The sequence below is a fragment of the Dactylosporangium sp. McL0621 genome (assembly GCF_049995355.1).
Lineage (GTDB): Bacteria > Actinomycetota > Actinomycetes > Mycobacteriales > Micromonosporaceae > Dactylosporangium.
Genome location: NZ_CP188259.1, coordinates 3820003 through 3845270 on the forward strand (window position 1 = coordinate 3820003; position 25268 = coordinate 3845270).

24 protein-coding genes are annotated in these 25268 nt (G+C 73.1%); 20 read left to right on the forward strand and 4 right to left on the reverse strand.

Going from position 1 to position 25268, the window contains the following annotated elements:
* The first annotated feature begins 187 nt into the window (after window positions 1-187).
* Genes ACPPVO_RS18065 through ACPPVO_RS18085 form a run of 5 tightly spaced genes read left to right on the forward strand, consistent with a single transcriptional unit; the run spans window position 188 to window position 4790 of the window.
* Window positions 188-1411: an ABC transporter substrate-binding protein gene (locus ACPPVO_RS18065; RefSeq protein ID WP_426512354.1), complete on the forward strand. Its 1224-nt coding sequence runs from the start codon at window positions 188-190 to the stop codon at window positions 1409-1411.
* Window positions 1412-1452: 41 nt separating this feature from the next.
* Window positions 1453-2328 carry a branched-chain amino acid ABC transporter permease gene (locus ACPPVO_RS18070; protein WP_360376956.1) on the forward strand — a complete coding sequence of 292 codons (876 nt, stop codon included), beginning with the start codon at window positions 1453-1455 and terminating at the stop codon, window positions 2326-2328.
* Between the two features lie 9 nt (window positions 2329-2337).
* Window positions 2338-3288: a branched-chain amino acid ABC transporter permease gene (locus tag ACPPVO_RS18075; RefSeq protein WP_426512355.1), complete on the forward strand. Its 951-nt coding sequence runs from the start codon at window positions 2338-2340 to the stop codon at window positions 3286-3288.
* On the forward strand, window positions 3281-4087 hold the full coding sequence (locus ACPPVO_RS18080) for an ABC transporter ATP-binding protein (RefSeq protein ID WP_426512356.1): 807 nt from the start codon (window positions 3281-3283) through the stop codon (window positions 4085-4087). Before ACPPVO_RS18075 ends, ACPPVO_RS18080 begins: the two co-directional genes overlap by 8 nt.
* A complete protein-coding gene (locus ACPPVO_RS18085) occupies window positions 4074-4790 on the forward strand; it encodes an ABC transporter ATP-binding protein (protein ID WP_360376964.1) in 717 nt (238 codons plus the stop codon). The genes ACPPVO_RS18080 and ACPPVO_RS18085 overlap by 14 nt, the downstream gene beginning before the upstream one ends.
* On the opposite strand, the gene ACPPVO_RS18090 is transcribed toward ACPPVO_RS18085, so the two are convergent.
* Window positions 4787-5191, reverse strand: a complete 405-nt coding sequence (locus tag ACPPVO_RS18090; RefSeq protein WP_426512357.1) for a hypothetical protein — start codon at window positions 5189-5191, stop codon at window positions 4787-4789. The genes ACPPVO_RS18085 and ACPPVO_RS18090 overlap by 4 nt on opposite strands.
* Window positions 5192-5347: 156 nt before the next feature.
* On the opposite strand from ACPPVO_RS18090, the gene ACPPVO_RS18095 reads away from it, so the two are divergent.
* The 10 genes from ACPPVO_RS18095 (at window position 5348) to ACPPVO_RS18140 (ending at window position 17719) form a co-directional block, all read left to right on the forward strand.
* Entirely contained in the window at window positions 5348-6232 is an 885-nt protein-coding gene (locus tag ACPPVO_RS18095; protein ID WP_426512358.1) for a YndJ family protein, read from the forward strand.
* A gap of 85 nt (window positions 6233-6317) precedes the next feature.
* Entirely contained in the window at window positions 6318-7610 is a 1293-nt protein-coding gene (locus ACPPVO_RS18100; RefSeq protein WP_426512359.1) for a condensation domain-containing protein, read from the forward strand.
* Entirely contained in the window at window positions 7607-7987 is a 381-nt protein-coding gene (locus tag ACPPVO_RS18105) for a hypothetical protein (RefSeq protein WP_426512360.1), read from the forward strand. Before ACPPVO_RS18100 ends, ACPPVO_RS18105 begins: the two co-directional genes overlap by 4 nt.
* 35 nt (window positions 7988-8022) lie before the next feature.
* Window positions 8023-8640: an MgtC/SapB family protein gene (locus ACPPVO_RS18110; protein ID WP_426512361.1), complete on the forward strand. Its 618-nt coding sequence runs from the start codon at window positions 8023-8025 to the stop codon at window positions 8638-8640.
* A gap of 197 nt (window positions 8641-8837) precedes the next feature.
* A complete protein-coding gene (locus tag ACPPVO_RS18115; protein ID WP_426512362.1) occupies window positions 8838-10286 on the forward strand; it encodes a DUF1996 domain-containing protein in 1449 nt (482 codons plus the stop codon).
* Window positions 10287-10432: 146 nt separating this feature from the next.
* Window positions 10433-12616 (forward strand): GH92 family glycosyl hydrolase, encoded by a 2184-nt coding sequence (locus tag ACPPVO_RS18120; protein ID WP_426514645.1) that lies wholly within the window; start codon window positions 10433-10435, stop codon window positions 12614-12616.
* Window positions 12613-13881 (forward strand): glycosyltransferase, encoded by a 1269-nt coding sequence (locus tag ACPPVO_RS18125; RefSeq protein ID WP_426512363.1) that lies wholly within the window; start codon window positions 12613-12615, stop codon window positions 13879-13881. Before ACPPVO_RS18120 ends, ACPPVO_RS18125 begins: the two co-directional genes overlap by 4 nt.
* Complete coding sequence (locus tag ACPPVO_RS18130) at window positions 13878-15074, forward strand: lanthionine synthetase LanC family protein (RefSeq protein ID WP_426512364.1); 1197 nt, start codon at window positions 13878-13880, stop codon at window positions 15072-15074. The genes ACPPVO_RS18125 and ACPPVO_RS18130 overlap by 4 nt, the downstream gene beginning before the upstream one ends.
* A 24-nt stretch (window positions 15075-15098) precedes the next feature.
* Window positions 15099-16226: a M20 family metallopeptidase gene (locus ACPPVO_RS18135; protein WP_426512365.1), complete on the forward strand. Its 1128-nt coding sequence runs from the start codon at window positions 15099-15101 to the stop codon at window positions 16224-16226.
* A 71-nt stretch (window positions 16227-16297) separates the two neighbouring features.
* Window positions 16298-17719, forward strand: a complete 1422-nt coding sequence (locus ACPPVO_RS18140) for an aminotransferase class I/II-fold pyridoxal phosphate-dependent enzyme (protein WP_426512366.1) — start codon at window positions 16298-16300, stop codon at window positions 17717-17719.
* 471 nt (window positions 17720-18190) lie between these two features.
* Here ACPPVO_RS18140 and ACPPVO_RS18145 read toward each other — a convergent pair whose 3' ends face one another.
* The gene (locus ACPPVO_RS18145; protein ID WP_426512367.1) at window positions 18191-19015 is read right to left on the reverse strand and encodes an SDR family NAD(P)-dependent oxidoreductase; all 825 of its coding nucleotides are present in this window, start codon (window positions 19013-19015) and stop codon (window positions 18191-18193) included.
* On the opposite strand from ACPPVO_RS18145, the gene ACPPVO_RS18150 reads away from it, so the two are divergent.
* From ACPPVO_RS18150 to ACPPVO_RS18165, 4 genes are read left to right on the forward strand one after another with little or no spacing between them, the layout of a single operon-like run.
* Complete coding sequence (locus tag ACPPVO_RS18150) at window positions 18983-19837, forward strand: LLM class F420-dependent oxidoreductase (RefSeq protein ID WP_426512368.1); 855 nt, start codon at window positions 18983-18985, stop codon at window positions 19835-19837. The genes ACPPVO_RS18145 and ACPPVO_RS18150 overlap by 33 nt on opposite strands.
* Window positions 19834-20694: an SDR family oxidoreductase gene (locus ACPPVO_RS18155; RefSeq protein ID WP_426512369.1), complete on the forward strand. Its 861-nt coding sequence runs from the start codon at window positions 19834-19836 to the stop codon at window positions 20692-20694. The genes ACPPVO_RS18150 and ACPPVO_RS18155 overlap by 4 nt, the downstream gene beginning before the upstream one ends.
* A complete protein-coding gene (locus tag ACPPVO_RS18160) occupies window positions 20684-21814 on the forward strand; it encodes an acyl-CoA dehydrogenase family protein (RefSeq protein WP_426512370.1) in 1131 nt (376 codons plus the stop codon). The genes ACPPVO_RS18155 and ACPPVO_RS18160 overlap by 11 nt, the downstream gene beginning before the upstream one ends.
* A gap of 11 nt (window positions 21815-21825) precedes the next feature.
* Window positions 21826-22788: an acyl-CoA dehydrogenase family protein gene (locus tag ACPPVO_RS18165; protein WP_426512371.1), complete on the forward strand. Its 963-nt coding sequence runs from the start codon at window positions 21826-21828 to the stop codon at window positions 22786-22788.
* 47 nt (window positions 22789-22835) lie between these two features.
* Here the strand turns inward: ACPPVO_RS18165 and ACPPVO_RS18170 are convergent, their stop codons facing one another.
* On the reverse strand, window positions 22836-23795 hold the full coding sequence (locus ACPPVO_RS18170) for a pectate lyase family protein (protein WP_426514646.1): 960 nt from the start codon (window positions 23793-23795) through the stop codon (window positions 22836-22838).
* A 154-nt stretch (window positions 23796-23949) separates the two neighbouring features.
* Between ACPPVO_RS18170 and ACPPVO_RS18175 the strand changes: the two genes are divergently transcribed.
* On the forward strand, window positions 23950-24459 hold the full coding sequence (locus ACPPVO_RS18175; RefSeq protein ID WP_426512372.1) for a carbohydrate-binding protein: 510 nt from the start codon (window positions 23950-23952) through the stop codon (window positions 24457-24459).
* Between the two features lie 7 nt (window positions 24460-24466).
* Here ACPPVO_RS18175 and ACPPVO_RS18180 read toward each other — a convergent pair whose 3' ends face one another.
* On the reverse strand, window positions 24467-25216 hold the full coding sequence (locus ACPPVO_RS18180) for a maleylpyruvate isomerase family mycothiol-dependent enzyme (protein WP_426512373.1): 750 nt from the start codon (window positions 25214-25216) through the stop codon (window positions 24467-24469).
* Between the last annotated feature and the right edge of the window lie 52 nt (window positions 25217-25268).

The following is a 25268-nucleotide window of genomic DNA, read 5'->3' on the forward strand; positions in this document are numbered from 1 at the left end:
GCACCGCCGGTACCGCAGCTCAGGGCGGTCGGACTTTCACAGTTCTGTTACGCGCAGGTGTCCGTCGTGTCCTTGACACGCCCGTCGACCGTCGCCAAGATGTAAAAACCAAGCGCTTGTTAGGTTTTGAATCGAGCGAACATTCCACCCTAGGCTGACGATTCGTATAATTCCGACAGGGGTACACATGGGCGTTTTAGCGACGAGGTCTCGTCGTATCGTCGTCGGCCTGGCGCTCACGGCGCTCGCGCTGGCGGGCTGCGGCGACAAGGCGGGTGACCAGAAGCCGAGCAACGGGACCGCCACCGGCGCGCCGATCATCATCGGCATGGACGAGGACAGCACCGGCTCCGGTGCGGCGTACAGCGTGATCGCCGGCAAGACGATCCGCCTCGCCATCCAGGACATCAACGACAAGGGCGGCGTCCTCGGCCGGCCCCTGAAGCTCGTCGTCGAGAACGACGAGTCCGACCCGACCAAGGTGCCGGCGACGCTGCAGAAGCTGGCCAGCCAGGGCGCCAAGGCGCTGTTCCTGCAGAGCGGCAGCGCCGCCATCCTCCAGGCGAAGTCGACGCTCACCCAGCTCGGCCTGCCCGCCATCGCCCCCACCGGCGTGACCGCCACGCTCGTCACACCGCCGGACAACGAGCTCATCTACATGCTCGCCAACACCACCAACGACTGGGCCCAGGTCTACTGCGGCGCGTTCGCGGCGGCCGGCATCACCAAGATCGGCGTCCTCACCGACGACACCACGACGATCGCGGCCCTCGACAAGGCCCTGTTCGCGCAGATGACGTGCGTGCAGTTCGTGGCCACGGAGAAGGGCGCGGCCAACGCCAGCGACCTGTCGGCCCAGGTGGCCCGGCTCAAGAACGCCAAGCCGGATGCGGTACTCGTGACGAGCGTCGGCGGCGCCTTCGAGGTGCTCGCGCAGAACACCCTGGGCACCCAGATGGCCGGCACCAAGCGCTTCTCGCTCGCCTCCATCGGCAACCAGCCGTCCTCGTGGAAGCTGGCCTCGCCGGGCGCGCTCAACGGGCTCATCTTCATGGGCTCGATCAACAGCGAGAACCCGCGCACCAAGGAGCTGATCAAGCTCCTGCAGGACAAGAACGGCAAGGACTACGACATCACCGCGTACGACGCCCAGGCGTGGGACGCCGTGCACGTGCTCAAGCAGGCCATCGAGAAGGCCGGCGGCGTGGACGACTCCAAGAAGCTCAACGAGGCGATCCAGAGCATCCAGGCGTACCCGGCCACGTTCGGCCAGGCCAACTTCACGCTCAGTTTCAGCGCCAGCAAGCACCTTGGCGCCGATGGGCCGTGCGGACTGTCCCTGATCGAGTTCGGCTCGGACAACAAGCCGAAAGGCCCCTGGGCCACGTTCCAGCCCCCGTGTAACAAGTAACCCCACCGGAAAATCCCCGTCCGGACAAGAAAGGCGACGTCGTGGGCCAGTTGCAGCTGTGGTTGTCCGCGCTGGAGATGGGATGCTTCTTCGGGCTGCTCGCGCTGGCCTACTACCTGGTGCTGGTCGGGGCGGGGTTCTTCAACTTCGCCATCGGCCCGTACGCGATGGTCGGCGGCCTGTGCACGTCCTACCTCGTGCTGTATGAGGATATGAACGTCTGGGCCGCCGCCGGGATCGCGGTGCTCACCTCGGCCGCGCTGGCCGTCGTCACCGAGCTGGCCGTGGTCCGGCAGGTGCAGCGCCGCTCCGGCCGGGGCGAGCTGCCGGCGCTGGTGGCGGTGGCCGCGGTGCTCTTCGCCATCCAGCAGCTCGGCGGATACCTCTTCGGCTACACCACCCTCCCGGGCCAGGCCCTACTCACGTTCGACCCGGTGTCCATCGGCGACACCGTGGTCCAGCCCAGCAGCGTGCTGCTGCTGGCGTTCACCGTCGTCGCGTTCGCCGCGGCCGCCCTGTGGATCCGGTACACCCGGACCGGGCGTCTGCTGCGGGCGGTCGGCGACAGCACCCACGCCGCCAGCCTGCTGGGCCTGCCGGTGAACCGGGTGCGGCTCATCGCCTTCCTCGTCTCCGGGCTGCTGGCCGGCATCACCGGCCTGCTGTTCGCCCCCAAGGCCGGCGTCAGCTCCCTGTCCGGGCTGAGCTGGGCGCTGTCGGGCTTCCTGGCGATGGTGGTCGGCGGCACCGGCTCGGTCTGGGCGCCGCTCGTCGGCGGCCTGCTGCTGGGGCTGGTCGAGGTGTTCGTGCCCTACTACTTCGGCGGCCAGTCCCACGTCTACGGGCTGCTGCTGGTCGCCCTGCTGTTCTTCGCCTTCAAGCCCAGCGGCCTGTTCGTACGCCGGATCCGGACCTAGGAGAGTGTCGTGAAGCGCGTCCCCGGCTCCCTCGGGCTGACCCTCGGCGTGGTCGGCGCGGTGCTGATCCTGCTCTGGGTCGGCGCCGACGGCTACAAGCAGACCCTCGTCACCACCACGGCCACCTATGCGCTCATCGCGCTGGGCATGTACGTGCCGTACCTCATGGCCGGCTCGCTGTCGATGGCCTACGGCGCGTACGCGGGCATCGGCGGCTACGCGGTCGGCCTGCTGTCCTCGCGCACCGGCCTGCCGCTGATCCTGGCCTGGATCGCCGGCCCGGTCGTCGCGGCCGCCGTCGCGGTGCTGCTCGGCCTGGCCACCCGGCGGCTGTCCGGGTTCTTCCTCGCCGCCGTCACGCTGCTGTTCGGCATGGCCTTCACCGCGCTGCTCGTCGACGCCGAGGGCCTCTCCGGTGGCTCCGGCGGCCTCGGCTCGCTGCGCAGGCTCAACATCCTCGGCTGGGTGCCCTCGCACTACCAGGTCGTGGTGGGCTCGCTGGTCGTCGTCTGCGTCATCGCGTTCCTGCTCGACCGGCTGCGCATGTCGCCGTGGGGCGTGATCGTGCGGACCATGCGCGACGCGCCCCGCGCCGTGGAGGCGGCCGGCGTACGGGTGTCGGTGATGAACCTCGTCTCGCTGGCCATCGGCGCGGCGATCGCGGCCGTCGGCGGCGGGCTGTTCACCTACTCGGCCGGCAGCGTCACGCCCGACACGTTCACGCTCAACCTGGTGTTCCTGGCCATCTTCATGCCCCTCATCGGCGGCTCGGCGACCCCGTGGGGCGCCGTGCTCGGCGCGGTCATCGCCGTCGAGCTGACCCTGAACTTCCCGGCGGTGCAGACCAGCGGCACGCTGATCCTCGCCCTGGGCGTGCTCGTGATCCTGCTGCTCGCGCCGCAGGGCGTGATCGGCTATGCCACCCGGCTGGCCCGACTCGTGGGGGGAAGACGTGGCTGAGACGTTGCTGGTCGGCTCCGGGCTGACCAAGCGGTACGGCGGGGTCACCGCCCTGCAGGACGTCTCGTTCGAGCTGCGGGCGGGCGAGATCCTCGGCCTCGTCGGCCCCAACGGCGCCGGCAAGACGACCCTGGTCGACCTCATCTCCGGCGCCCAGCCGGCCACCGAGGGCGAGCTGACCCTGCGCGGGCAGCGCCTCTCCGGCCCGGCCGCCCGGCGCGCGAAGGCCGGCCTGGCGCGCACGTTCCAGTACCCGCAGCTGGCCCTCGAGCTCACCGTGGCCGACAACCTGCTGCTGGGCCGGGCCGCGCGCCGCCACGGCACGGTGTGGCAGATGGTCGCGGGCAGCTTCGCCGGCGCCTTCCGCCCGCACCTGGCGTCCGACGCCGAGGCCGTGCGCAAGCTCGCCGAGGAGCTCGGCATCGACCGCCTCGACCGCCCGGCCGGCGACCTGTCCCTGGGCGAGCAGCGCCTGGTCGAGGTCGGCCGCGCCCTCGGCCAGGACCCGCTGGTGCTGCTCCTCGACGAGCCGTTCGCCGGCTCCGACGCGGCCGGCGTGCACGGCATCGTCGAGGTCGTCCGCACGGTGCAGCGCCGCGGCCACGCCGTCATCCTGGTCGACCACAACGTCGACCTGGTCGCCGGTCTGGTCGACCGGATCATGCTGCTCGACCAGGGCCGCGCCGTGTTCGACGGCAACCCGCAGGAGTGCCTCGGCAGCCCCGAGATGCAGCAGGTGTACTTCGGGGTAACCGCCGACGAGCCCGATGAGGAGGACGCCCCGCATGTCGTCTCATGAGCTCCGCCTGGAGGGGCTGACGGTCCGCTACGGCCACGCCAGCGCCGTCACCGGGCTCGACCTGACCGCGCCGGGCGGCCAGGTCACCGCGCTCGTCGGCCCCAACGGCGCCGGCAAGAGCAGCGCCCTGCTCGCCGCCTACGGCTCCGTGGCCGCCGCCGGCAAGGTGTTCCTCGACGGCGAGGACGTGAGCCGGCTCAAGCCCGCCGCGCGGGCCCGGGCCGGCATCGCCGTCGTACCGCAGGGCCGTCAGCTGTTCCCGAAGCTCAACGTCGCCGACAACCTCCAGGTCATGGCCGAGCTGCTGCGGCTGCCCCGCTCGGCCGTGGACACCGCGATCGACCGCTTCCCGATCCTGCGCACGCGCCTGCGCAGCCTCGTCGGCGTGCTGTCGGGCGGCGAGCAGCAGATGCTCGTCGTCTCCCGGGCCCTGATGGGCTCGCCGCGCGTGCTGCTGCTGGACGAGATGATGACCGGGCTGGCCCCGCTCATCGTCCAGGAGCTGCTGCGCACGGTGACCCAGCTGGCCCGCGACGGCGTGGCCGTGCTGATGGCCGAGCCGGCCCTGGGCGCGGTGCGGGGCGCCGTGGATCGCGGCTACGTCCTGGTGCGCGGCGAGACGGTGGCCGTGTGCGAGGACGGTGGGAAGGCCCTGGACGCGGTGTACCAGTCGAAGATGGGCGTGCTGAAGAGCGCCGTCTAGGCCCGGAACTTGAGCCGGCGACGGCCGAGACCGACCAGCAGCCCGCCCACGCCCGTCACGGCCAGGCCCCCGACCACGAGCCCGGTGAGCGTGCCGCTGGTCGCGCCGCCGGTCACCGGCAGCGAGGTCGCGGACGCGGACACGGTGGGCGACTGGCTCGGCGACTTCGACGGCGACTTGCTCGGCGACTTCGACGGTGACTTGCTGGGCGACTTCGACGGCGAGGGCGACGGGGACTTGGTGTGGCGCGTATTCGAGGGGTACGGGGTCGGATGGCCCTCGGTGACCGGAGCCGTCGTCTCCGACCAGCTCGGCAGGGCCGCGGGCCCGGCGATGAGCAGGACGACGCCGACGGCGGCGAGCGTCAAGACCCGTAGGGCACGCAGGCCTGACTGTGACATGTTGCCTCCCTGATAACTGCAAACAGATGCAGGGAGCTAAGCGCCGAAATCGGTGAGCAAGCCCTCACATTTCCGTGGGGTGTCCCGGCGGGCGGCGGCTCACCCATGCCGGGGGTCTATCCTCTGAGTTGAACACGTTCAACTAGGGGAGGCGTCGTGGGGCTTACGGACTGGGCGCGCGTGCTCGTCGCCGCGCTCGTGGGGCTCGGCATGCTCGTGATCGTGCCGCTGGGGCTGGATCTCCTGCCCGGGGCCTGGCCCGCCGGGCGGCGGTGGGTGTGGTTCGCCGGGGCCGTGCCCGGTGCGGTGTCCCTCTGGCTGCCGCGCGGGCCCCTGGCGGCCGGGCTCGCGGTGCCGTACCTGCTCGTCGCGCTGGTCCTCGCCGCCCGCGCCTGGCCCCGGCTGAGGACGGCGTTCGCGGCCCCTACCAAAGCGGCCGGTGCCGCGGCGGCCCCAGCAGCGGCGGCCGCCGTCACGGCGCTCGTGACGCCCTCGATCGCGGCCGGTGCGCTCGTGGCCGAGCGCGTGGGCTACCGGCTGTTCGGCTTCCGCCTCGACGTGCTCGCGCTCACCGAGGCCCACTTCCACTACGCCGGGTTCGCCGCCGCGCTCGTGGCCGGGCTGGTCGGCGCGTACGGCGGCGGGACGCGGGGCGGGCCGGCCGCGGCGCTCGCCGTGCCCGCCGGGACCGGGCTCGTGCTCGCCGGGTTCTTCGTGGGGGACTGGCTCGAGCTGGCCGGGGCCGCGGTGCTCACCGCCGGCATGTGGATCGCCGCCGCGATCACGCTGCGGACGGTCCGGCCCGGCCAGTCCGACCCGGTCGTGCGGGCCCTGCTCGCCGTCGCCGCCGTCGTGCTCGCCGCGACGATGGTGCTCGCGCTGGACTGGGCGCTCGGTCATGTGGTGCGCGTGCCGTACCTGCCGCTCTCGTGGATGGTCGCCACGCATGGCCTGGCCAACGCGCTGGGCTTCGGGCTCTGCTCGGTGCTCGCCTGGCGCCGGATGGGCCGCCGGCCCGGTGCGCGGCCGGACGGGGCGTGAAACTTTCACACGCCACCAGCGGCGATACCCCGGGCCGGCGGCCGCCGTTGACGGCCGGGGCGGGCGCGGCGGGACACTCGCCCGCGTGGACATCGTGGTGGAGTTCGAGGGCGAGGGCTCCGGGACCGCGGAGCTGACGTGGGGGCAGCGCGACGTCTGGGACCTCATGCGGCGCACCGGCCGGACGATGAACATCGGCGGCACCGTCCCGGCCGCGCCCGGCGAGACCGTCGCCCACCTCGCGGACCTGCTGCGCTTCATCGTGAGCCGGCACCAGGCGCTGCGGACCCGGCTGGTGCCGGTCGACGGCGGCCCGCCGCGCCAGCGGGTGCACGCGTCCGGCGCGATCGGGCTCGAGCTCGTCGAGGCCGGGCCGGACCCGGAGGTCACCGCGGAGGCGCTGCGGGTGCGGTACCAGACCAGGCATTTCGACCCGTTCGGCGAATGGCCGGTGCGGATGGGCGTCGTGCTCGACGGGGAGACGCCGACGCACGTGGTGCTGATGTACTACCACGTCATCATCGACGGCTTCGGCATCGACGCGATCGTGCGCGACCTGGCCCACCTCGGGGCCGCCGCGGCGCCCATCGCCGGGGTGCGGCCGCTGGAGCTCGCCGCCCTCCAGCAGGAGCCCGCGGCGCTGCGGCAGAGCGAGAAGGCGCTGCGGTACTGGGAGCGCCAGCTCGACCGCGTCCCGGCCGTCCCGCACCCCGAGGCGGCCGATCCGGGCCACGGCGAGCCCCGCCACTGGGAGGTCGTCTGCGAGTCCCCGGCCCTGGCCCTCGCCGTGCGCGCGGTCGCGGCCCGCACCGGGCTCGCCTCCGGCCCGATCCTGCTCGCCGCCTACGCCGTCGCCCTGGCCCGCGTCACCGGCTCGCCCACCGCGGTGGTGCAGATCGTGGTGAACAACCGGTTCCGGCCCGGTTTCGGCGAAGCGGTGACGAGCCTGCGCCAGTTCGGCCTCTGCGTGATCGACGTCGGCATGCCCTTCGACGAGATCGCGGCGCGGGCGTGGGCGGCGACGCTCGGGGCGTACAAACACGGCTATTTCGACGGCACCGCCGCGACCCGCGACCTGGAGGCGTGGTCGTGCTACCTCAACGACCGCCGCCGCGGCACCGACGAGATCGGCGGCGAGGCGCCCACACCCCAGGCGATCCGGGCGGCCCGCGCGGCGGGCACCGTGCACTGGGGCGGGCGCGAGGACACCTACGACGGCACGTTCTACCTGCACGTCGAGGACGAGCCGGGGCGGATCGTGTACACCATGTGGGGCGACACGCACCGCTACACCCCGGCCGCGATCGAGCAGTGCGCGCGCGACCTGGAGACGGCGGTCATCGATGCCGCGCTCGCCCCCGCTACCGTGGACGCGTGACCTCGAGACTGCCCGGCGTCCTGGCCTGCGCCGCGCTCGCGGCGGGCTGGCTGGTGGCGGTCGCCGGCCTGACCCGGGCCGTGCTCGCCCGCGTGCTCGAGTCCGAGGGCACGGCGCCCGACGAGCGCCTCGGCAGCCTGGAGTTCCTGCTCGCGGCCGTGCTGATCGTCGGACCGCTCGTCGTGGCCGGGGTGGCGCGCTGGCTGCGCCTGGCCAAGCTGCCGCAGATCGCGCTCGTCGTGGCCGGCGTGACGCTGCTGCCCGCGATCATCCTGAGCCTGGTCGGCACGCGGCAGCTCGGCGCGCCGGAGCCGGAGCCGACCGGCCGCCAGTGCGTCACCTTCAGCGGCGGCACCAACACCTGCCCCGGCGGCTGAGTGGCGGGAACGGCCCGGCGGCGGTACAACGTGTCATGGACTGGACCGTCATCCCGCCGCTGCTGCTCGGCGCCCTCGTCGGCCTGGAGCGCGAGATCGGGGCCCAGCCCGCGGGCCTGCGCACCCACATGCTCGTCGCCGTCGGCGCGGCGCTGTTCACGGCCGCGGGCTACGAGCTCGGCTCCGACCGGACCCGCGTCGCGGCCCAGGTCGTCACCGGCATCGGCTTTCTCGGCGCGGGGGCCATCTTCAAGGAGGGCGTGAACATCAGCGGGCTGACCACGGCGGCCTCGCTGTGGGTCACCGCCGCGATCGGCGTGGCCGCCGGCCTGAAGCTGTACTGGGCCGCGGTCGCCGTCACCGCGGTCGCGCTCGCCGCGCTGTGGCTGTTCAAGGTGGCCGAGGCCAACTGGCTGCCCGACCGGCACCGGATCCGGGTGACCCTGACCCTCGCCCCCGACCACGCGCTCGACGAGGTCGAGCGCGCCGCGGTCGCCGCCCTGCCCACGGCGCACGTGCTGCGCATCGACTACGCCGGGCACGACCAGTCGATCGTGCTCACGGCCCAGGGGGACAACGACACCTCGCTGCCCGCGATCGCCGAGGCGCTGCGCCGGCTCGACGGGGTGCAGGGGGTCGAGATCGCTCGCTGAGTGCGTGCGCCCGCACACGTACCGTCGCTAAAGAAGATTTAAGAACGGGATTTCGAAAAAATGTAATCGAGCGATTTCCCGAGGCCTGGCCACGATCTTCCAGAGAGCGCTCTCTAAGTTTTCCTTTGCCCTCTTGAACCTGCATACAGGCGCTTTGAATACTGGCGGCGCACCCGAGCCTGCAGAAAAGGATCGACATGCGCCTCAGAACCCGAGTACTCCTCGGCGCCGCCGCGGTCGCGGTCGTCGCCGGCGCCGGCGGCGCCTATATGGCGACCGCGAGCGCGGACGAGAACACGGCGCCGAAGCTGGAGGCCGAGTCCTACTCGGCCCAGAGCGGCGCGCAGACCGAGAACACCCGCGACGCCGGCGGCGGCAAGAACGTCGGCTGGCTCGCCAACGGCGACTGGCTGCAGTACGACAACGTGACCCTCGCCGGCGCCGACCTGAGCGTCCGCATCGCCGCCGAGAACAAGGCCGGCGGCTCCATCGAGCTGCACCTGGGCTCGCCGGCCGGGACGCTGCTGGCCACGTTCCCGGTCGCGTACACCGGCAACTGGCAGTCGTGGAAGACCGTGACCGCCACCGCCACCTCGGTGCCGGCCGGCAAGCAGACCGTCGTCGCGGTCATGAAGAGCGCCCAGCAGTACGACTTCGTGAACGTCAACTGGTTCACCCTCGGCAGCGGCGGGCGGCCGCCGGCCACCGCGACCGTCGCCCCGCCGACGACCGCCGCGCCGTCGCCGACGACCGGCGGCCCGACCGGCGGCGCCACGGGCGGCACCGGCACCGGCACCGCCGGCTGGGTGGACGTCGACCAGGCCGCCTGGCAGCAGCAGGTCGCCGCGTTCAACAAGCTCCAGCAGCTCCCGGTGCCGGCCGGCACGACCCGCGTGTCGGAGTTCCACACCGACTGCGCGGTGTCGGGCGAGGCCCCGGACGACCCGATCGTGTTCCCGGGCCTGGCGGGCGCGTCGCACATGCACACGTTCTTCGGGCCGAAGGTCACCGCGACCAGCAAGCCGGCCGACCTGTTCGGCGAGGCCACCAACTGCAACGCGCCCGGCGACAACAGCGCGTACTGGGTGCCGCAGCTGCAGAAGAACGGGCAGCCGGTCAAGATGAAGAGCTTCCGGGTGTACTACGGGTCCCGCCTGCCCGACCCGTCGGTCACGATGCCGTTCCCGCCCGGCCTGGTCATGATCTCCGGTGACGCCAAGAAGCAGACGGCGACGCCGAAGGGCGCGTCGGGGCAGTTCTGGTGCGCGGGCAGCGCCGAGACCGGCCGCAGCGCCGACGGCAACTGGCCGGTCTGCGCGGCCGGCGGCAACCTCATCTTCCAGCTGACCTTCGCCGACTGCTGGGACGGCAAGCACATCGACTCGCCCGACCACAAGTCGCACATGGGCAACGCGGTGAACGGCAAGTGCCAGGGCGACTACCCGGTCGCGATCCCCAACCTCTCGTTCATGGTCAACTACGACTCGCTGGGCGGCGACGGGCTGGCGCTCTCCTCCGGGATGGCCTCGTCGATGCACGGCGACTTCATGAACGCGTGGAAGCCCGAGAACCTCGGCCCGCTCGTGAAGGTGTGCCTGGACGCCAAGGCCAAGTGCGGCACGACCCCGTCGTTCACGGGAGGCTGATCGTCACCGCCCCCCGCCGCCGGCGGAGCGAGGTTTCATCTCCGTGAAACCCACCTCACAGCGGCGGGGGGTAGTGTCCCGTCATCTTCGACGACGTTGACCCCTTCATCGGTACCGCCGCGACCGACCTGCCCAAGGCGCATGGTCTGGCCGCTACCTGGTGGTGGCCCAAGCCGCAGGTCGGCAACACCCACCCGGGCGCGACCTCGCCGTTCGGCATGGTCTCGGCCTGCGCGTACTCCGGGGCGTACCCGACCGGCTACGGCCGGTACGCCAAGAACACCGAGGGCGTGCCGGAGCTGCTCTTCGACCGGCTCCAGGCCTCCGGGTTCACCCATTTCCAGCAGTCCGGCACCGGCGCGATCCGCAAGTACTACAACTACGTGCGGGTCACCCCGATGGTGCAGCCGCTCGACTCGCTCGGCGAGTCCTGGCCCCTGCACGACGAGGTGGCCGAGGCCGGGTACTACGCGGCGACCCTCGACACCGGCATCCGCTGCGAGATCACCGTCGGGGCCAAGGTCGCCGTGCACCGGTACACCTTCCCGGAGAGCAGCAGCGCCCGCATCGTCGTCGACCTTTCGTGCGGCGGCCTGGCCATCGACCTGGGTCGCACGGTGCCGCTGCGGGCGCAGGCCGAGAGCCTCGGGCAGGGCCGGGTGCAGGGCACGGTCGACATGGAGGGCGTGCCGTTGTCCGTGCACGCCGAGGTGGTCAGCCGCGGCTGGCGGCAGATGCTGTGGTACGACCGGCGCCTCATCGACGGCGGAACACGGCTCGACTTCGACAGCATCCGGCACACGACCCTGCGGCCGTTCGGCATGCTGTTCATCGGTCCGACGCGCGCCGGGCAGACGGTCGAGATCCGCCTCGGCTTCTCGCTGCGCGGCTGCGAGCAGGCCGCCCGCAACCTGGAGCGGGAGTGCGGGCCGGGCGGCGACGCGTTCGACCGGGTGCGGGACGCGACCCAAGACCGCTGGCGCGAGCACCTCGGGCGGGTGACGGTCGACGGCGGCACCCCGGCCCGGCGCACCGTGTTCGCCACCGCGATGTACCACTCCCTGATCAAGCCGTGCTTCGGCGACGACGAGAGCCCGTTCTGGCCGAACTCCGGCCCGTTCGCGTTCGACGTGTGCACCATGTGGGACATCTACAAGACCCAGCTGCCGCTGCTGTCCGCGGTCGCGCCCGACCGGGCCGCCGACCTGCTGGAGTCGCTGATCCGGGTCTGCGAGGAGGAGGGCAACTTCCCGATCGGGTACCGCATGGCCCGCGGCGCCGACCGCTTCTTCCGCCAGGCCAGCGCCCTGGCCCACACCGTGCTCGCCGACGCCCACGCGCTGGGCCGGGCCGAGCTGGACTGGAACTGGGCGCTCGTGCACATGGTCGACGACCTGCGCCGGATGTACGGCGAGGACTTCTTCGAGCACGGCATCGTCCACCCGATCAGCCACACCCTCGACCTCGCCTACGCCCACCACTGCACCGCCCAGGTCGCCCGAGCCCTCAACGACGTGCGCCTCGCCGAGGACCTCGAGCGGCGCAGCCGGCACTGGATCAACGCCTTCGACCCGGTCACCGGCCTGCTGCGCGACTCCGAGTTCTACGAGGGCGGCAAGTGGAACTACTCGTTCCGCCTGCTGCACGACATGGCCGCCCGCATCGCCCTCGGCGGCGGCGAGGAGGAGTTCATCGGCAACCTCGACCGGTTCTTCGGCTTCGGGGCCGAGCCGGTCACCCAGCCCGGGCGCCGCCCGCCGCCCGCGGAGATGCTCGCCGGCTACGCCCTGAACCGCTTCGAGGGCCTCAACAACGAGCCCGACATGGAGGCGCCGTGGGCCTACCACTACGCCGGGCGCCCCGACCGGACCGCCGAGATCGTGCACGCCGCGCTCACCTGGCAGTTCGGCACCGGCCCGGGCGGGCTGCCGGGCAACGACGACTCGGGCGGCCTGAGCTCCTGGTACGTGTGGGCGTCCCTCGGGCTGTTCCCGGTCGCCGGGCAGAGCCTCTTCCTGATCAACGCGCCCGCCTTCGAGCGCTCCGCCGTGCGGGTCGGCGACCGGGAGTTCATCGTGGAGACCAGCGGCCACCGCGCGACGCCCATCGGCGCCGACGGGCTCGACGGTGACCCGGCCCCGCAGTACGTCCAGTCGGTGACCCTCAACGGCCGGCGGCTGGACGCCACCCACATCAGCGCCGCCGAGATCCACCGGGGCGGCCGGCTGCACCTCCGCCTCGGCCCCGAGCCGTCGCCGTGGGGGCAGGGCCGGCGGCAACGGCCCCCGTCGGCGTCCGACCAGGCGTTCGCAGCGAAGGAGACCAGGTGACGTACATCAACCGCCGCCTCGTCATCGTGGTCCGGGCGGACCCGGTCATCTGCGGCCACTCCGGCGAGGCCCGCAACCTCGCGGAGGTCGCGCTGCGCCGCGGCTTCGACGACGTCCGGCTGCTGACCTGGCCCATCGCGGCGCTGCAGGCGGCCGGGCTGCCGCTCAAGCCGCTGGACCGGCTGCTGCCGTACAGCCCCGGGATCACCGTCGAGCGGCCCGAGCCGGTCGGCGACTACCGGGTGCCCGACGGCCGCCACCTCGCCGGCCTCACCGGGCGGCTGACCGAGCTGCTGCTGGAGCCGGTGCCGACCACGTGCCTGTCGATGTACCTCGTCCCGCACGCCACCGTCGTGGCCGACGCCGTCGCGGCCGTGCGCGCCGCCGGCTTCAACCCGGACGTGCGCACCGTCGCCAAGGCCGTCGGCTCCGACGTCACAAACGTGATCCGCTCCTGCCTGCGCGACGGGCGGATGGGCGCGGCGATCGCCCTGTTCACCACGTTCCTGGGCAACGACGAGCTCGTGGCGGTGTCGCAGTACACCCGCGACGAGATCATCGCCGCCGCCGAGCAGGTCGACGCCCGCTGCGGCACCCGCTTCGCCGAGCAGTGCCGCCTCCGGGTGACCATCGGCTACCCGCCGATCGACGCCTCCGCGTACCTCGGCCTCGACCCCGCCGCCGTCGACCGGGCGCTGGCGCGGCGCGGGCTCGAGCGGGACGGGTACATCCTCTTCCTGTCCCGGGTCGCCCGGGCCAAGGGCATCCACGACCTCGTCGAGGCGTACCGGCGGATGCGCTGCCGCTCCACGGTCCGGCTCGTGGTCGCCGGCACCGGCCCGGCGCTGGAGGAGGTCCGGGCCCTGGCCGCGGGCGACGACCGCGTGGTGTTCCTCACCGACGTCGACGACACCGAGAAGCCGCTGCTCATGCGGGGCTGCGCGGCCTACGCGCTGCCGACCCGCCCCGAGCCCGACTTCGTCGAGACGTTCGGCATCGCCCTGGCCGAGAAGATGCTGGCCGGCGGCGGCCCGGTGGTCACGACGCTTACCGGCGGCACCGGCGAGGCGGTCGGCGACACCGCGGTGATCGTCGAGCCGTTCGACGTGGACGGGCTCGCCGCGGCGCTCGACCGGGTGGTGCTGGAGATGTCGCCGGCCGAGCGGTCGGCGCGGGAGAACCGGGCCCGCGACTACGCGATGGCGTTCGAGCGGACCGCGGTCTTCGATCGGCTCTTCCCGGATGCGGTACCGTCCGTTCGGTGACCTCATACCGAGCGCTGGGCGAGGCGGCCTGGGCATGGGTGCTCGACCAGATCGGCGAGTCCGACGGCCCGTGGCTGCCCGTCTCGGTCCCGGGTGACCGGGACGAATACCGCGACTCGTTCTACGCCGGGATCGCGGGCCTCGCGCCGGTGCTGGCCGAGATCCGGCAGTACCGCGCCCTGACCGACGCCGAATCGGCGCTGGCGGCCGGGATCGTGGCGCGCCTGGAACGGCAGATCCCCACGCGGACGGACGTGTCGCTCTTCGACGGCCTGGCCGGCGACGCGACGGCCCTGCGGCTGCTGACCCCGGGCCGGGAGTCAGCGGCGGTGGCGCGCATCCTGTCGCTGCCGCCGCCGGCGTACCACGACGTCATCTCGGGCACCGCCGGCGTCCTGCTCGCGCTGTCCTGGCTCGGCGTCGAGTACCCGTCCGCGGCGGCGGCGCTGGCCGGCGGGGCCGAGCCGGCCGAGGGCGGGCTGGACTGGCGGATGAAGCCGGACTACCCGTCGAGCTCGCCGAACTTCTCCCACGGCACCGCGGGCGTGGCCGCCGCCCTGGCGCTGGCCGGCTGGCCCGATCCCGCCCGGCGGGGCGCCGAGCACCTCCTGGCGATCGCCGACCTCTCCGGCGGCGGCTTCGTCGTCGAGCACACGATCCCGCGCTCCAAGCGCGAGGTGGAGCCGGTGACGTACACCTGGTGCCACGGCCCGACGGGCACCTCCCAGCTGTTCGCCTCGTTGGAGCGCGCGGGCGTCGCCGCGGTCGGCGGCCATCCGGTCGAGGAGCTGCGGCGCCGCTGCCTGCACTCGGTGCTCACCTCGGGCCTGCCGGAGCGGCTGCGCCCGGGCTTCTGGGACAACGACGGACGCTGCTGCGGTACCGCGGGCGTCGGCGACGTCCTGCTGGACGCGGCCCAGTCCCTGGCCGACCCGTCCTACCTCGACGGAGCCCGCACGATGGGCGACGCCCTGGTCGCCCGCGCGGTCGACGGCCGCAACTGGCGCTTCATCGAGTACCGCATCGACGAGCCGCTCCTGCCGCCGGGCACGACCTGGATGCAGGGCGCCGCGGGGATCGCCGCGTTCCTGCTGCGCCTGGAGCGCGTGCTGGAGACCGGCCTGTCGGCGCCGATCGTGGACCGCCCGGACAACTGGTACGCCGTGCCGGAGGATCTGCGCGTGTCCCGGTGATCTCCGGGTGTCTACGCTCGGGCCATGCGAAACGTGGAGGCCGGGGCGGTGGCGCTGCTGGGCGACCTCGTCCGCATCGACAGCGTCAACCCGGGCCTGGTCCCGGGGGCCGCGGGCGAGACGGCGATCGTCGGGCACCTCCGCGCGCGGCTGCAGGCCTCGGGCTTCGTCACCACGGTGGTCCCGGCGCCCGGGCGGCCCGGCCGCCCCAGCCTGGTCGCGGTGCCGCCGGGCCCGGCCGCGGGCCCGGCCCTCGTGCTGAACGGCCATCTCGACACCGTGGGGGTCGCCGGGATGCCGGAGCCGTTCGCGCCCAGGCTCGACGGGGACCGGCTCTTCGGCCGCGGCGCCGCGGACATGAAGGGCGGCGTGGCGGCGATCGTCGCCGCCGCGGAGCACCTCGTGGCCACGAACGCGCCCGTCCGCCCGGTGCTCGCGCTGGTGGCCGACGAGGAGGACGCGAGCCTGGGCAGCGAGGCCGTGATCGACGCCCTCCCCGGCCTCGGGGTCCGGCCGGACGCCTGCCTGATCGCGGAGCCGACCGACCTCGCCCTGACCAGGTCGCTGCGCGGGTTCGCGGTCGTGCGGGTGCGCTTCACCGGCCTCGCCGCGCACAGCTCCCAGGCCGGCCTCGGCGTCAACGCGGTCACTCATCTGGGCCGGCTGCTGCACGCGGTCGACGAGCGGTCGGCGGCCGTACGGGCCGGCGGCGGCGACCTGATGGTGACGGTCGCACGCGGCGGGGAGTCGCCGTTCGTGGTGCCCGACCACGCGGAGTGCCTGGTCGAGCTGCGCACGCCGGCGGGGCGGGACAGCGCCGGGGCGCTGTCCGAGGTGCGCTCCTTGCTGAGGCCGGAGTGGTACGCCACCGCCGAACTCGTCGCGCACCGTGACGGCTGGCGCCTGGACGACACTGGGCCGGCCGCCGGTCTGTCCCGCCGCCTGGGGGACGAGCTCGGCACCGGGCCGACGTTCGACGCCCCGTACTGGATGGAGGCACCGCTGTGGCAGCGGGTCGCCCCGACCCTGGTGTGCGGCCCGTCGGGCGGCGGGCTGCACGCAGTCGACGAGTGGGTCGACCTGCGCCAGGTCCGCGCCCTCGCCGCCGCCCTGGTCACGGTCCTTGCCGCCTGGACGCCCGATGCCGACTGACCCGCGCGGCCTGCGCGTCGGCGCGCCGTTGCTGGACGCCTGGCTGCGCGTCAGCTCCGTCGGGGCGCCCGATGCCGACTGACCCGCGCGGCCTGCGCGCCGACGCGCCGTTGCTGGACGCCTGGCTGCGCTTCGCGGAGAGCCCGCCGACGCCGTTCACCATCCCGGGCCACAAGCAGCGCGCCGACCTCGTCGGCGACGTGGTCGCCGGTGACGTCCCGCTCTACGCCGGCCTCGACACCATGAAGCTGAGCACCGGAGTGCTCGCCGCGGCCGAGGCCCGCGCGGCCCGGCTGTGGGGCGCGGACTTCTGCCGCTTCTCCACCGGCGGCGCGACCCACGCCAACCAGGCCGTCGCGCTGGCCGTCGCCGGCGACGGCGACCGGGTCGTGGTGAGCCGCACCCTGCACCGTTCGCTCCTGCTGGGGCTGGTGCTGGCCGGCCTGACCCCCGTCTGGGTCCGCCCCGAGGTCGACCCCGCCACCGGCCTCCCGCTCGGCGTCGCCCCCGCGACCCTGCGGCGCGCGCTGTCCGCAAATCCCGGCGTGCGGGCGGTGTTCGTGGGCGACCCGTCCTACGTCGGCACCGTCGGCGACATCGCCGGCCTCGCCGACGCGGCCTACGACTTCGGCCTGCCGCTGGTGGTCGACGCGGCGTGGTCCGCCCACTTCGGCTTCCACCCGGCCCTGCCGCGCCACCCACTCCAGCTCGGCGCCGACGTCATGGTGACCAGCGCCCACAAGACGCTCCCGGCCTGGAGCCAGGCGGCGCTCGTGCTGGCCCGCACCGGCCGCGTCGACGCGGCCCGCCTGGACGCCGGCGTCGAGGCGACCGCCACCACCAGCCCGGCGGGCGCCGTACTCGCCAGCATCGACGCCGCCCGAGCCCTGCTCGAACGCGACGGCGAAGCCCTGCTCGACGCCGCCGTCGCCGCCACCCGTCAGGCCCGCGCCGCGCTCCGCGGCATCGACGGCCTGACCGTCCTGGACGGTCCCGCGGCCGACCCGCTCAAACTGACGCTGCTGCTGTTCGGAACCGGCGCCGACGGCAACCTCGTCGAGCGGGACCTCCTGGCGGCCGGCCTGCCGATCGAGTCGGCCGACCGCGACGTCCTCGTCGCCGTCGTCTCCCTGGCCGACACCCCCGAGTCCCTCGAACGCCTGACCACGGCCCTGGCCGCCTCGGTCCGCCGGCACCGGGCCGCACCCCGGCCGGTCCTCGGACCCGCGGCGTACCGGGTCGAACCGGTCGCGGCGATGCCGCCGAGGCAGGCATTCTTCGCCCCCGCGCGGGCGGTGCCGATCGACCGGGCCCTGGGACGGACCTGCGCCGAGCTCGTAGCGCCGTACCCGCCGGGCATTCCGATCCTCGCGCCCGGCGAGCAGATCACGGCGGAGGCGCTCGCGGCCCTCGACCAGGCCCGGCTGGCCGGGGTCAGAATCGCCTATGCGGCCGACCCGTCGCTGAGCACCCTGCGGGTCACCGACGGCTGAGGCTCGCCCGACCGGACGAATCCCCGACGAATCGGCCTCCGGCGGTCCCCGTCCCCGGCTTCTTGGTTCCGTGGGCACATCAGTTTTCTGCCGCCATAGCCTGTCGTGGGGCGATCTTTACGGCGACAGTGTCTGCCCGCCTTGCCGAGGCCGCCAAGGCTGGCGGGTCGCCGTCGAGCTGACCCTGAACTTCCCGGCGGTGCAGATCGGGCATTGCGTCGGTTGTGAACGCCGGGTTCGCGTGCTGTACGAGCACTGCCGAATGTGCCGCACCCAGGCCATCGCGCAACTCGGGAAGATGCGGCTGCGGGGCCCGGTCCCGGCCGGGGTGAAGCCGCTGCGAAAATGGCAGCCGAGCCTGCGAGTTCGCCGCTCAACACGTTCAGAAAGTCCGAACTCACGGCAGAGCGGCCAACACCCTTGTGCCGATCTCGGGCGTGATCCGGTTGGTCGTGCCGTGACACGGGCGGGTCAGGCCGCGTAGCCGCCGTCGACGTCGAGTTTCTGGCCCGTGATGAAGCGGGCCCGGTCGCTCGCCAGGAAGCACACCGCCTCGGCCACGTCCGTTGCGGTGCCGAACGTGCGCAACGGGATGTTCGCGCGCGTCACCGCCAGGGCGTGTTCGTTCAGGTCGCCGCTGGCCATCAGGCGCGTCGCCATGCCGTCGGTCAGCATGCCCGGGCCGACGCAGTTGGCGCGGACGCCGTGGCGGCCCTCCTCGGCGGCGATGCCGCGCACCAGGGTTTCGACCGCGCCCTTCGGTACCGCCGACAGGCCGTCGCGCACCGGGAAGCGCTTCGTGGCCGCCGTCGTCACCGCGATCAGGCTGCCGCGGCTCGCGCGCAATGCGGGCAGTGCGGCGTGCACGATGTTGAAGCTTGCGAGCACGTCCTGCGCGACCTGTTCGGCGAACTGCGTCGGTGTGACCGTGCTCAGGTGCATCATCGGCACGTGGGGGCCGGCGGCGTGAACAAGCGTGTGGACCTCGCCTGCGCGTTCGATCAGTGCGGCGCAAGCGGTCGGGTCGGTCAGGTCCGCGCGCACGGCGACAGCGCGCGGCAGGGAAGCGGCCAGGGCGGCCGCCGCCGCCGCGTCCGAGCGGTAGGCGAGCACAACCGCACAACCGCGCGCCGCGAGCATGTGCGCGACGGCGGACCCGATGCCACCGGTCGCGCCCGTGACGACCGCGACGCCGGAGCGTGCGGCGAAATCCTGCTGCATGGCGGGTACGTTACCAAGCAAGCGTTTGGTAGAGTACCCGCCGTGGAGCTGAAACTCGGGGTCATGCCGTCGCACGGCGGCGCGGGCCCGGCCACCGTCGCCCGGTTCGTGCGGCTGCTGGAGGAGCTCGGCTGCGAGTCGGTGTGGGCCGTCGAGCACATCGTGGTGCCCGATGACTACGACAGTTCGTACCCGTACGACTCCAGCGGCCGCATGAGCCTCGGCGCGGACGACGACGTCCCGGACCCGCTGCACTGGCTCACCTTCGCCGCCGCGCACACCACGACGCTCAAGCTCGGCACCGCGATGCTCATCCTGCCCGAGCACAACCCGGTCGACCTGGCCAAGCGCCTCGCCACCGTCGACGTGCTCAGCGGCGGCCGACTGCTCGCCGGGATCGGCGTCGGCTGGCTGCGCGAGGAGTACGACGCGCTCGGCGTGCCCTTCGCCGAACGCGGAGCGCGCGCCGACGAGTACCTCGAGGCCATGCGCGCGCTGTGGACGCGTGCGCCGGCACGGTACGACGGCCGCTTCGTCTCTTTCGGCCCCGTGCATTCACGGCCCCGGCCCGTGCGCGGCACGGTGCCGATCGTGGTCGGCGGGCACAGTCTGGCCGCGGTGCGCCGGGCGGCCCGGCTCGGCGACGGGTGGTATCCGCTGGGTGTGCGCGGCGAGGAGTTCGCCCGGCTGCGCAGGGCGCTGCGCGAGGAGTGTGCGGCGGTGGGCCGCGACCCGGACGACGTCGAGGTGACCGCGCGCGCCCCGCGCGACCGCGGGGAGCTGGAGCTGCTGCGCTCGCTGGGCGTGGCCCGGGTGGTCATTCGTGCGGACCCGGACGATCTGGTCGGGGTACGCGACAAGGTGCGGCGCTACCAGCGGGAGGTTCTCGGGGTATGAGAACGGTCATCATCACCGGCGCCGGGCAGGGGCTCGGCCGCGCGCACGCGCTCGCGTTCGCCGCCACCGGGCACCACGTGGTGCTCAACGACCTGAGCGCGGACGCCCTCGAGGCCGTCGCCGGCGAGTGCGCGGCCGCGGGCGGCGGGGTGACCGCTGTTCCCGGCGACATCGCCGACTGGTCGTTCGCGTCCGCTCTGATCGAGAAGGCGACACAAACGACCGGACGCCTCGACGCGCTCGTGAACAACGCCGGGCTCGCCCGCGACCGGATGACCACGAACGTCACCGAGGACGAGTGGGACTCCGTCATCCGGGTCAACCTCAAGGGGCACTTCGCCCCGCTGCGGCACGCGTCCGCGTACTGGAAGTCGCTGGCCAAGGCCGGCACGCCGGTGGCCGCGCGGATCGTGAACACCACCTCGGGCGCGGGCCTCATGGGCAGCGTCGGGCAGGTCAGCTACAGCGCCGCGAAGGCCGCCGTGGCCGCCATGACGCAGGTCGCCGCGGCCGAACTTGCGCGCTACGGCATCACCGTGAACGCAATCGCACCGAGCGCGCGCACGCCGATGACCGAGGACGTGTTCGCCGACGCCATGCGCGCGCCCGCGGACGGCTTCGACGCGATGGCCCCGGAGAACGTCTCGCCGCTCGTGGTGTGGCTCGCCTCGGCCGAGGCCGGCTTCGTCACCGGCCGCGTCTTCGAGGTCTCCGGCGGCAGCGTGGGCGTCGCCGACGGCTGGCAGCACGGCCCGGCCACCGACGCGGGCCGCCGCTGGGACCCGGCCGAGCTCGGCCCCGTGGTGCGCGAGCTGCTCTCCCGCGCCCCCGCACCGGCGGCCGTCTATGGAGCATGAGATCCGGGCCTGGCTGGCCGAGCATCTGACCGGCCGGTTCGCGTCGCTGATCGGCACCGGCGGCCCCGGGCGCGAGCACGAGCACCTCGAGCTGCGGGCCGAGTGGGAGCGCGAGCTCGGCGCCGGCGGCTGGATCGGGCTCGGATGGCCGGAGCCGTACGGTCGCGGCGCGAGCATCGCCGAGCAGGTCGCGTTCTTCGAGGAGTATGCGCGCGCCGGCGGCCCCGGGCGGCTGTCCCACATCGGCGAGTACCTGCTCGCGCCCACCCTCATCGCCCACGGCACCGAGGAGCAGAAGGCCCGGTTCCTGCCGCCGATCGCCCGCGGCGAGGAGCTGTGGTGCCAGGGCTACTCCGAGCCCGGCGCCGGCTCCGACCTCGCCGGCGTGCAGACCCGGGCCGAGCTCGACGGCGACCAGTGGCGCGTCACCGGCCAGAAGGTCTGGACGTCGCTGGCGCACATCGCCGACTGGTGTTTCGTGCTCGCTCGCACCAGTGCACAGACGCGCAAGAACGGACTGTCGTACCTGCTCGTGCCGATGCGTCAACCGGGCGTCGACGTGCGTCCGATCGTGCAGCTGACGGGCACCTCGGAGTTCAACGAGGTCTTCTTCGACGGCGCGCGCACCGACGCCGACATGGTGGTGGGGGCGCCCGGCGACGGCTGGAAGGTCGCCACGAGCACCCTCGCCTTCGAGCGCGGCGTGGCCACGCTGGGCCAGCAGCTGGGCTTCGCCCGGGAGCTGGAGTCCATCGTGGACCGGGCCCGGGCGTCCGGCGCGCTGGACGACGCGCTCGTCGCCGACCGGATCGTGGCCGCGTGGGCCGGACTGCAGGGCCTGCGCCACCACGCGCTGCGCACGCTGTCCGCGACCGAGCCCGACCCGATCGCCGCGTCCGTCGCCAAGCTGCTGTGGGCGAACTGGCACCGCGACCTCGGCGAGCTGGCCCTGGCCGTGGACGGGCCGGCCGCGACGGTCGCCCGGGCGGCCCCGTACGAGCTGACCGACGCCCAGCGCCTGTTCCTGTTCACCCGCGCCGACACCATCTACGGCGGCTCGAACGAGATCCAGCGCAACATCATCGCCGACCGTCTCCTCGGCCGCGTACCCCGAGCGTAGGAGGGTCCACTGTGGAGTTCACCCCGGAGCAGGTCGCCCTGCGCGAGTCGGTCCGCGACTTCTTCGCCTCGCCCGGGTACAGCTGGGCCCGCCTCACCGGCGAGCTCGGCCTCACCGCGCTCGCCGTCGCCGAGGAGCACGGCGGCTTCGGCGCCTCCGCGGTCGAGGCCGGCATCGTGCTGGAGGAGGCCGGCGCCGCCCTGCTCTCGGCGCCGCTGCTGTCCACCACGGCCGCGATCCTCGCCCTGGACCCCGGGTCCGACCTGCTGAAGCCGCTGGCCGAGGGCACGTCGATCGCCACCCTGGCCCTCGGCGGCGCCGTCGAGGCCCGGCCGACCGCGCACGGTACCGTGCTCGACGGGCGGGTCGAGCACGTCCTGGACGGCGACGCCGCCGACGTGTTCCTCGTCGAGGTGGGCGGCGACCTGTACGCGACCGACGCCGCCGTCGTCCAGCCGGTGCCCACGCTGGACGTCACGCGCGGCCAGGCGACGCTGATCCTCACCGCGGCCCCGGCCCGCCTGGTCGCCCCGGCCGGCGCTGCGCACGCGCTGGCCGTGATGCACGCGCTGCTGGCCGCCGAGTCCATCGGCGTGGCCCGGGCCTCGCTGCACTCCACTGTGGAGCATCTGCGCACCCGGCACCAGTTCGGCGTGGCGCTGTCGACGTTCCAGGCGCTGCGGCACCGGGTCGCCGACCTCTACGTGCTGCTCGAACAGGCGACCTCGACCGCCCGCTACGCCCTGCGCTGCTTCGGCACCGCCGAGTTCGCGATCGCCGCCCCCCTGGCCAAGCTCGCCGCCACCGAGGCCGCGTGGACGATCACCCGGGACGCGATCCAGCTGCTCGGCGGCGTCGGGTTCACGTGGGAGCACCCGGCGCACCGGTACCTCAAACGCGCCACCGCGGGCCATCTGCTCTTCGGCGACCCCCCGGCCCTGCGGCGGCTCCTGCTGGCCCGCGCGTTCGCCTAGCCACCCGGGAACGGTGCCCGCACCGGGGCGGGCACCGTCCACAAGGGTCAGATCTTGCCCGTGCCGGCGCCCGCCATGACGGTCGCCTTCACCGTGCTGTTGGCCTCGGGCGTGTAGGAGTACGGGATCGCCGCGACGCTCGCGCCGTTGCGGACCTCCTCGGTACCCGAGTTCACCTTGTAGTTGTTGAGCACCTTGATGTTGCCCGGGTCCGAGTCGCCGGTCTGCGTCACGGTCGGGTGCGCGACGTTCTCGAAGTAGTTGCGCTCGACGTACACGCCCGCGTTCATGGTCGAGGCCACGCCGTACGAGCCGATGTTGCTGTAGTAGTTGTTCAGCACGTGCACCGGGTTGGCGAACCGCACGCGCGGGTGGCGCTGGTTGGTGCCGTCGAACCAGTTGTGCACGTACGTCACGCGCAGGTGACCGAGGTCCTGCGCGCCGTTGCCGTCGTCGTGGCCGAGCAGCATCGACTTGTCGTGGTTGTGCAGGTGGTTCCACGACACGGTGACGAAGTCCGACCCGCGCTTGATGTCGATCAGCCCGTCGTACCCGTTGGACAGGTCGTTGTGGTCGATCCACACGTTCGTCGTGCTGTTCTGCAGGTTGATCGAGTCGTCGCTCGCGTTCTTGAACACCAGGTTGCGGATGATCACGTTCCGCACCCCGGAGAGGTTGAAGCCGCCGCCGGTGACACCGGAGCCGGAGCCGACCCCGATGACGGTCTTGTTCGAGGCGACGCTGTACATCCCGGAGATCGAGATCATTCCGGAGATCCGCACGGTCTGCGACGTGCTCGAGCTCAGCGCTGACTTGAGCGCGGAGGCCGAGGTCACGGTGACGACGGTGCCGGACGAGCCGCCGGACGTGCCGCCGTTGAGGCTCGCGTAACCGACGGGGCTGGACTCCGCGGCGACGGCCGCGGACTGGCCGAGCACCAGTGAGCCGCCGACGGCCACGACGGCGGCCGAGAACGCGGCGATCAGGGTGCGGCGGCGGGTTGCCATGGTTGGCATGGCTTCTCCCTTGTGAGGGCGGGCGGGCGAGTGGTGTTGGCGGTACCACCCATTCCAATTTCGGCAGGTAAGCGCTTTCCCCGGCCCCAAGCTAGGCGTCTGATTGACGACTGTCAATCACGTGTTTGTCAATAGACTGTGCTCTATGAGACGAACCCTCGTCGTCGCCGGCGCCGCCGTGCTCGCCGTGACCGCCGCCGCCCCGCCCGCCGCCGCCACCGTGCGGACCTTCGGCTCGGTCGTCGAGGCCGAGTCGTACGACGCGCAGCACGGCGTGCGCGTCCTCACCGACCCGGCGGCCTCCGGTGGCCACGCGGTCGCATTCTCGCCCGGCGACCAACTGCGCCTCGACGCCGTCGACTTCGGCGCGCCCGGCCAGGCCAGCGGCTACGCGACCTGGCGCTCCTGCTCGACCGGCCCCGGCACGATCGAGCTGCGCCTGGACTCGCCGTCCACCACCCCGTTCCTGACGTTGCAGATCGGCACCACGGGCAACTGCGCCCAGTGGTACCAGTCCAGCCTGCGCCTCGGCGTGGCCACCACCCCCACCGGCGTCCACGACCTGTACGTGTCGGCCGGCGGCACCGGACGCTGCGATTTCTACCGCCTCGACAGCCTCCAGATGATCAAGCAGACGAGCCCGCCGATCCCGTAACTTTCATCTACTCGTCCGGGTCCCACTCCAGGAGCAGATCGAACAGCCGCCGGTCGCCCCCGACCTCCAGGGCGTCCACGGTGATGCGGTTGTACAGGGCCAGGACCAGCTCGCCGGCCGTGCCCCGGACGGAGGCGTCGGCCGCGTCCGGGGCCGCGCCGGGGAACCGGGTGAGCCGGACGCCGCCGGCCGCGAGCGACAGGCGCCACGAGGGACCCTCGGCGGCACGGTAGTCGATGGTGGCGGGTTCGTGGGGCCAGCGGTACGCGCCCGCGCAGCACGTGGCCAGAAACTCCTCGACCCCGTCGAGGGCCACCGCACCCGGTAGCGGCCGCGGGGCGCCCAGGGCGAGCTCGGCGTCGTAGGTGTGCACCGCGACTTCCTGGAGCTGGTGCCGCGCGACGGCCCCGGCCGTCAGCGGCGACTCGGAGCCGTCCCACCAGGTCCAGCAACCGCGGTCGGGCCCGGCCTCTTGTACCGCGTGAAGGAGCCGCTGCGTCGCTGCGGCCAGCCAGCCCGCCAGCTCCTCCCGCTCCCGGGGCGCGGGCTCGGGCGCGCCCTCGGCCGGGGGGTGCGCGGCGGGCCCGGCGGCGACGATGACGGCCCAGCGGCGCTGCCCCTGACCCAGGTGCTGCGCCAGGTCGAACAGCGTCCACCCGGGACAGCTCGGCACCGGCACGTCGAGGTCGGGCGCGGCGGCGATCGCGGCGCGGAAGGCCGCCGAGCGCTCGTCGATGAGCGGGAGAGTCTCTACCACCCGGGCTGTCTACCACCGTGGCCCGGCCGCGGACAGCGATTTTTCCACAGCC

Bases quoted from the DNA above. Each gene is read 5' to 3' on its own strand.
- ACPPVO_RS18065 (WP_426512354.1), top strand. From the start codon at position 188: ATGGGCGTTTTAGCGACGAGGTCTCGTCGTATCGTCGTCGGCCTGGCG.
- ACPPVO_RS18085 (WP_360376964.1), top strand. From the start codon at position 4,074: ATGTCGTCTCATGAGCTCCGCCTGGAGGGGCTGACGGTCCGCTACGGC.
- ACPPVO_RS18090 (WP_426512357.1), bottom strand. From the start codon at position 5,191: ATGTCACAGTCAGGCCTGCGTGCCCTACGGGTCTTGACGCTCGCCGCC.
- ACPPVO_RS18110 (WP_426512361.1), top strand. From the start codon at position 8,023: ATGGACTGGACCGTCATCCCGCCGCTGCTGCTCGGCGCCCTCGTCGGC.
- ACPPVO_RS18115 (WP_426512362.1), top strand. From the start codon at position 8,838: ATGCGCCTCAGAACCCGAGTACTCCTCGGCGCCGCCGCGGTCGCGGTC.
- ACPPVO_RS18135 (WP_426512365.1), top strand. From the start codon at position 15,099: ATGCGAAACGTGGAGGCCGGGGCGGTGGCGCTGCTGGGCGACCTCGTC.
- ACPPVO_RS18140 (WP_426512366.1), top strand. From the start codon at position 16,298: ATGCCGACTGACCCGCGCGGCCTGCGCGCCGACGCGCCGTTGCTGGAC.
- ACPPVO_RS18155 (WP_426512369.1), top strand. From the start codon at position 19,834: ATGAGAACGGTCATCATCACCGGCGCCGGGCAGGGGCTCGGCCGCGCG.
- ACPPVO_RS18160 (WP_426512370.1), top strand. From the start codon at position 20,684: ATGGAGCATGAGATCCGGGCCTGGCTGGCCGAGCATCTGACCGGCCGG.
- ACPPVO_RS18170 (WP_426514646.1), bottom strand. From the start codon at position 23,795: ATGGCAACCCGCCGCCGCACCCTGATCGCCGCGTTCTCGGCCGCCGTC.
- ACPPVO_RS18175 (WP_426512372.1), top strand. From the start codon at position 23,950: ATGAGACGAACCCTCGTCGTCGCCGGCGCCGCCGTGCTCGCCGTGACC.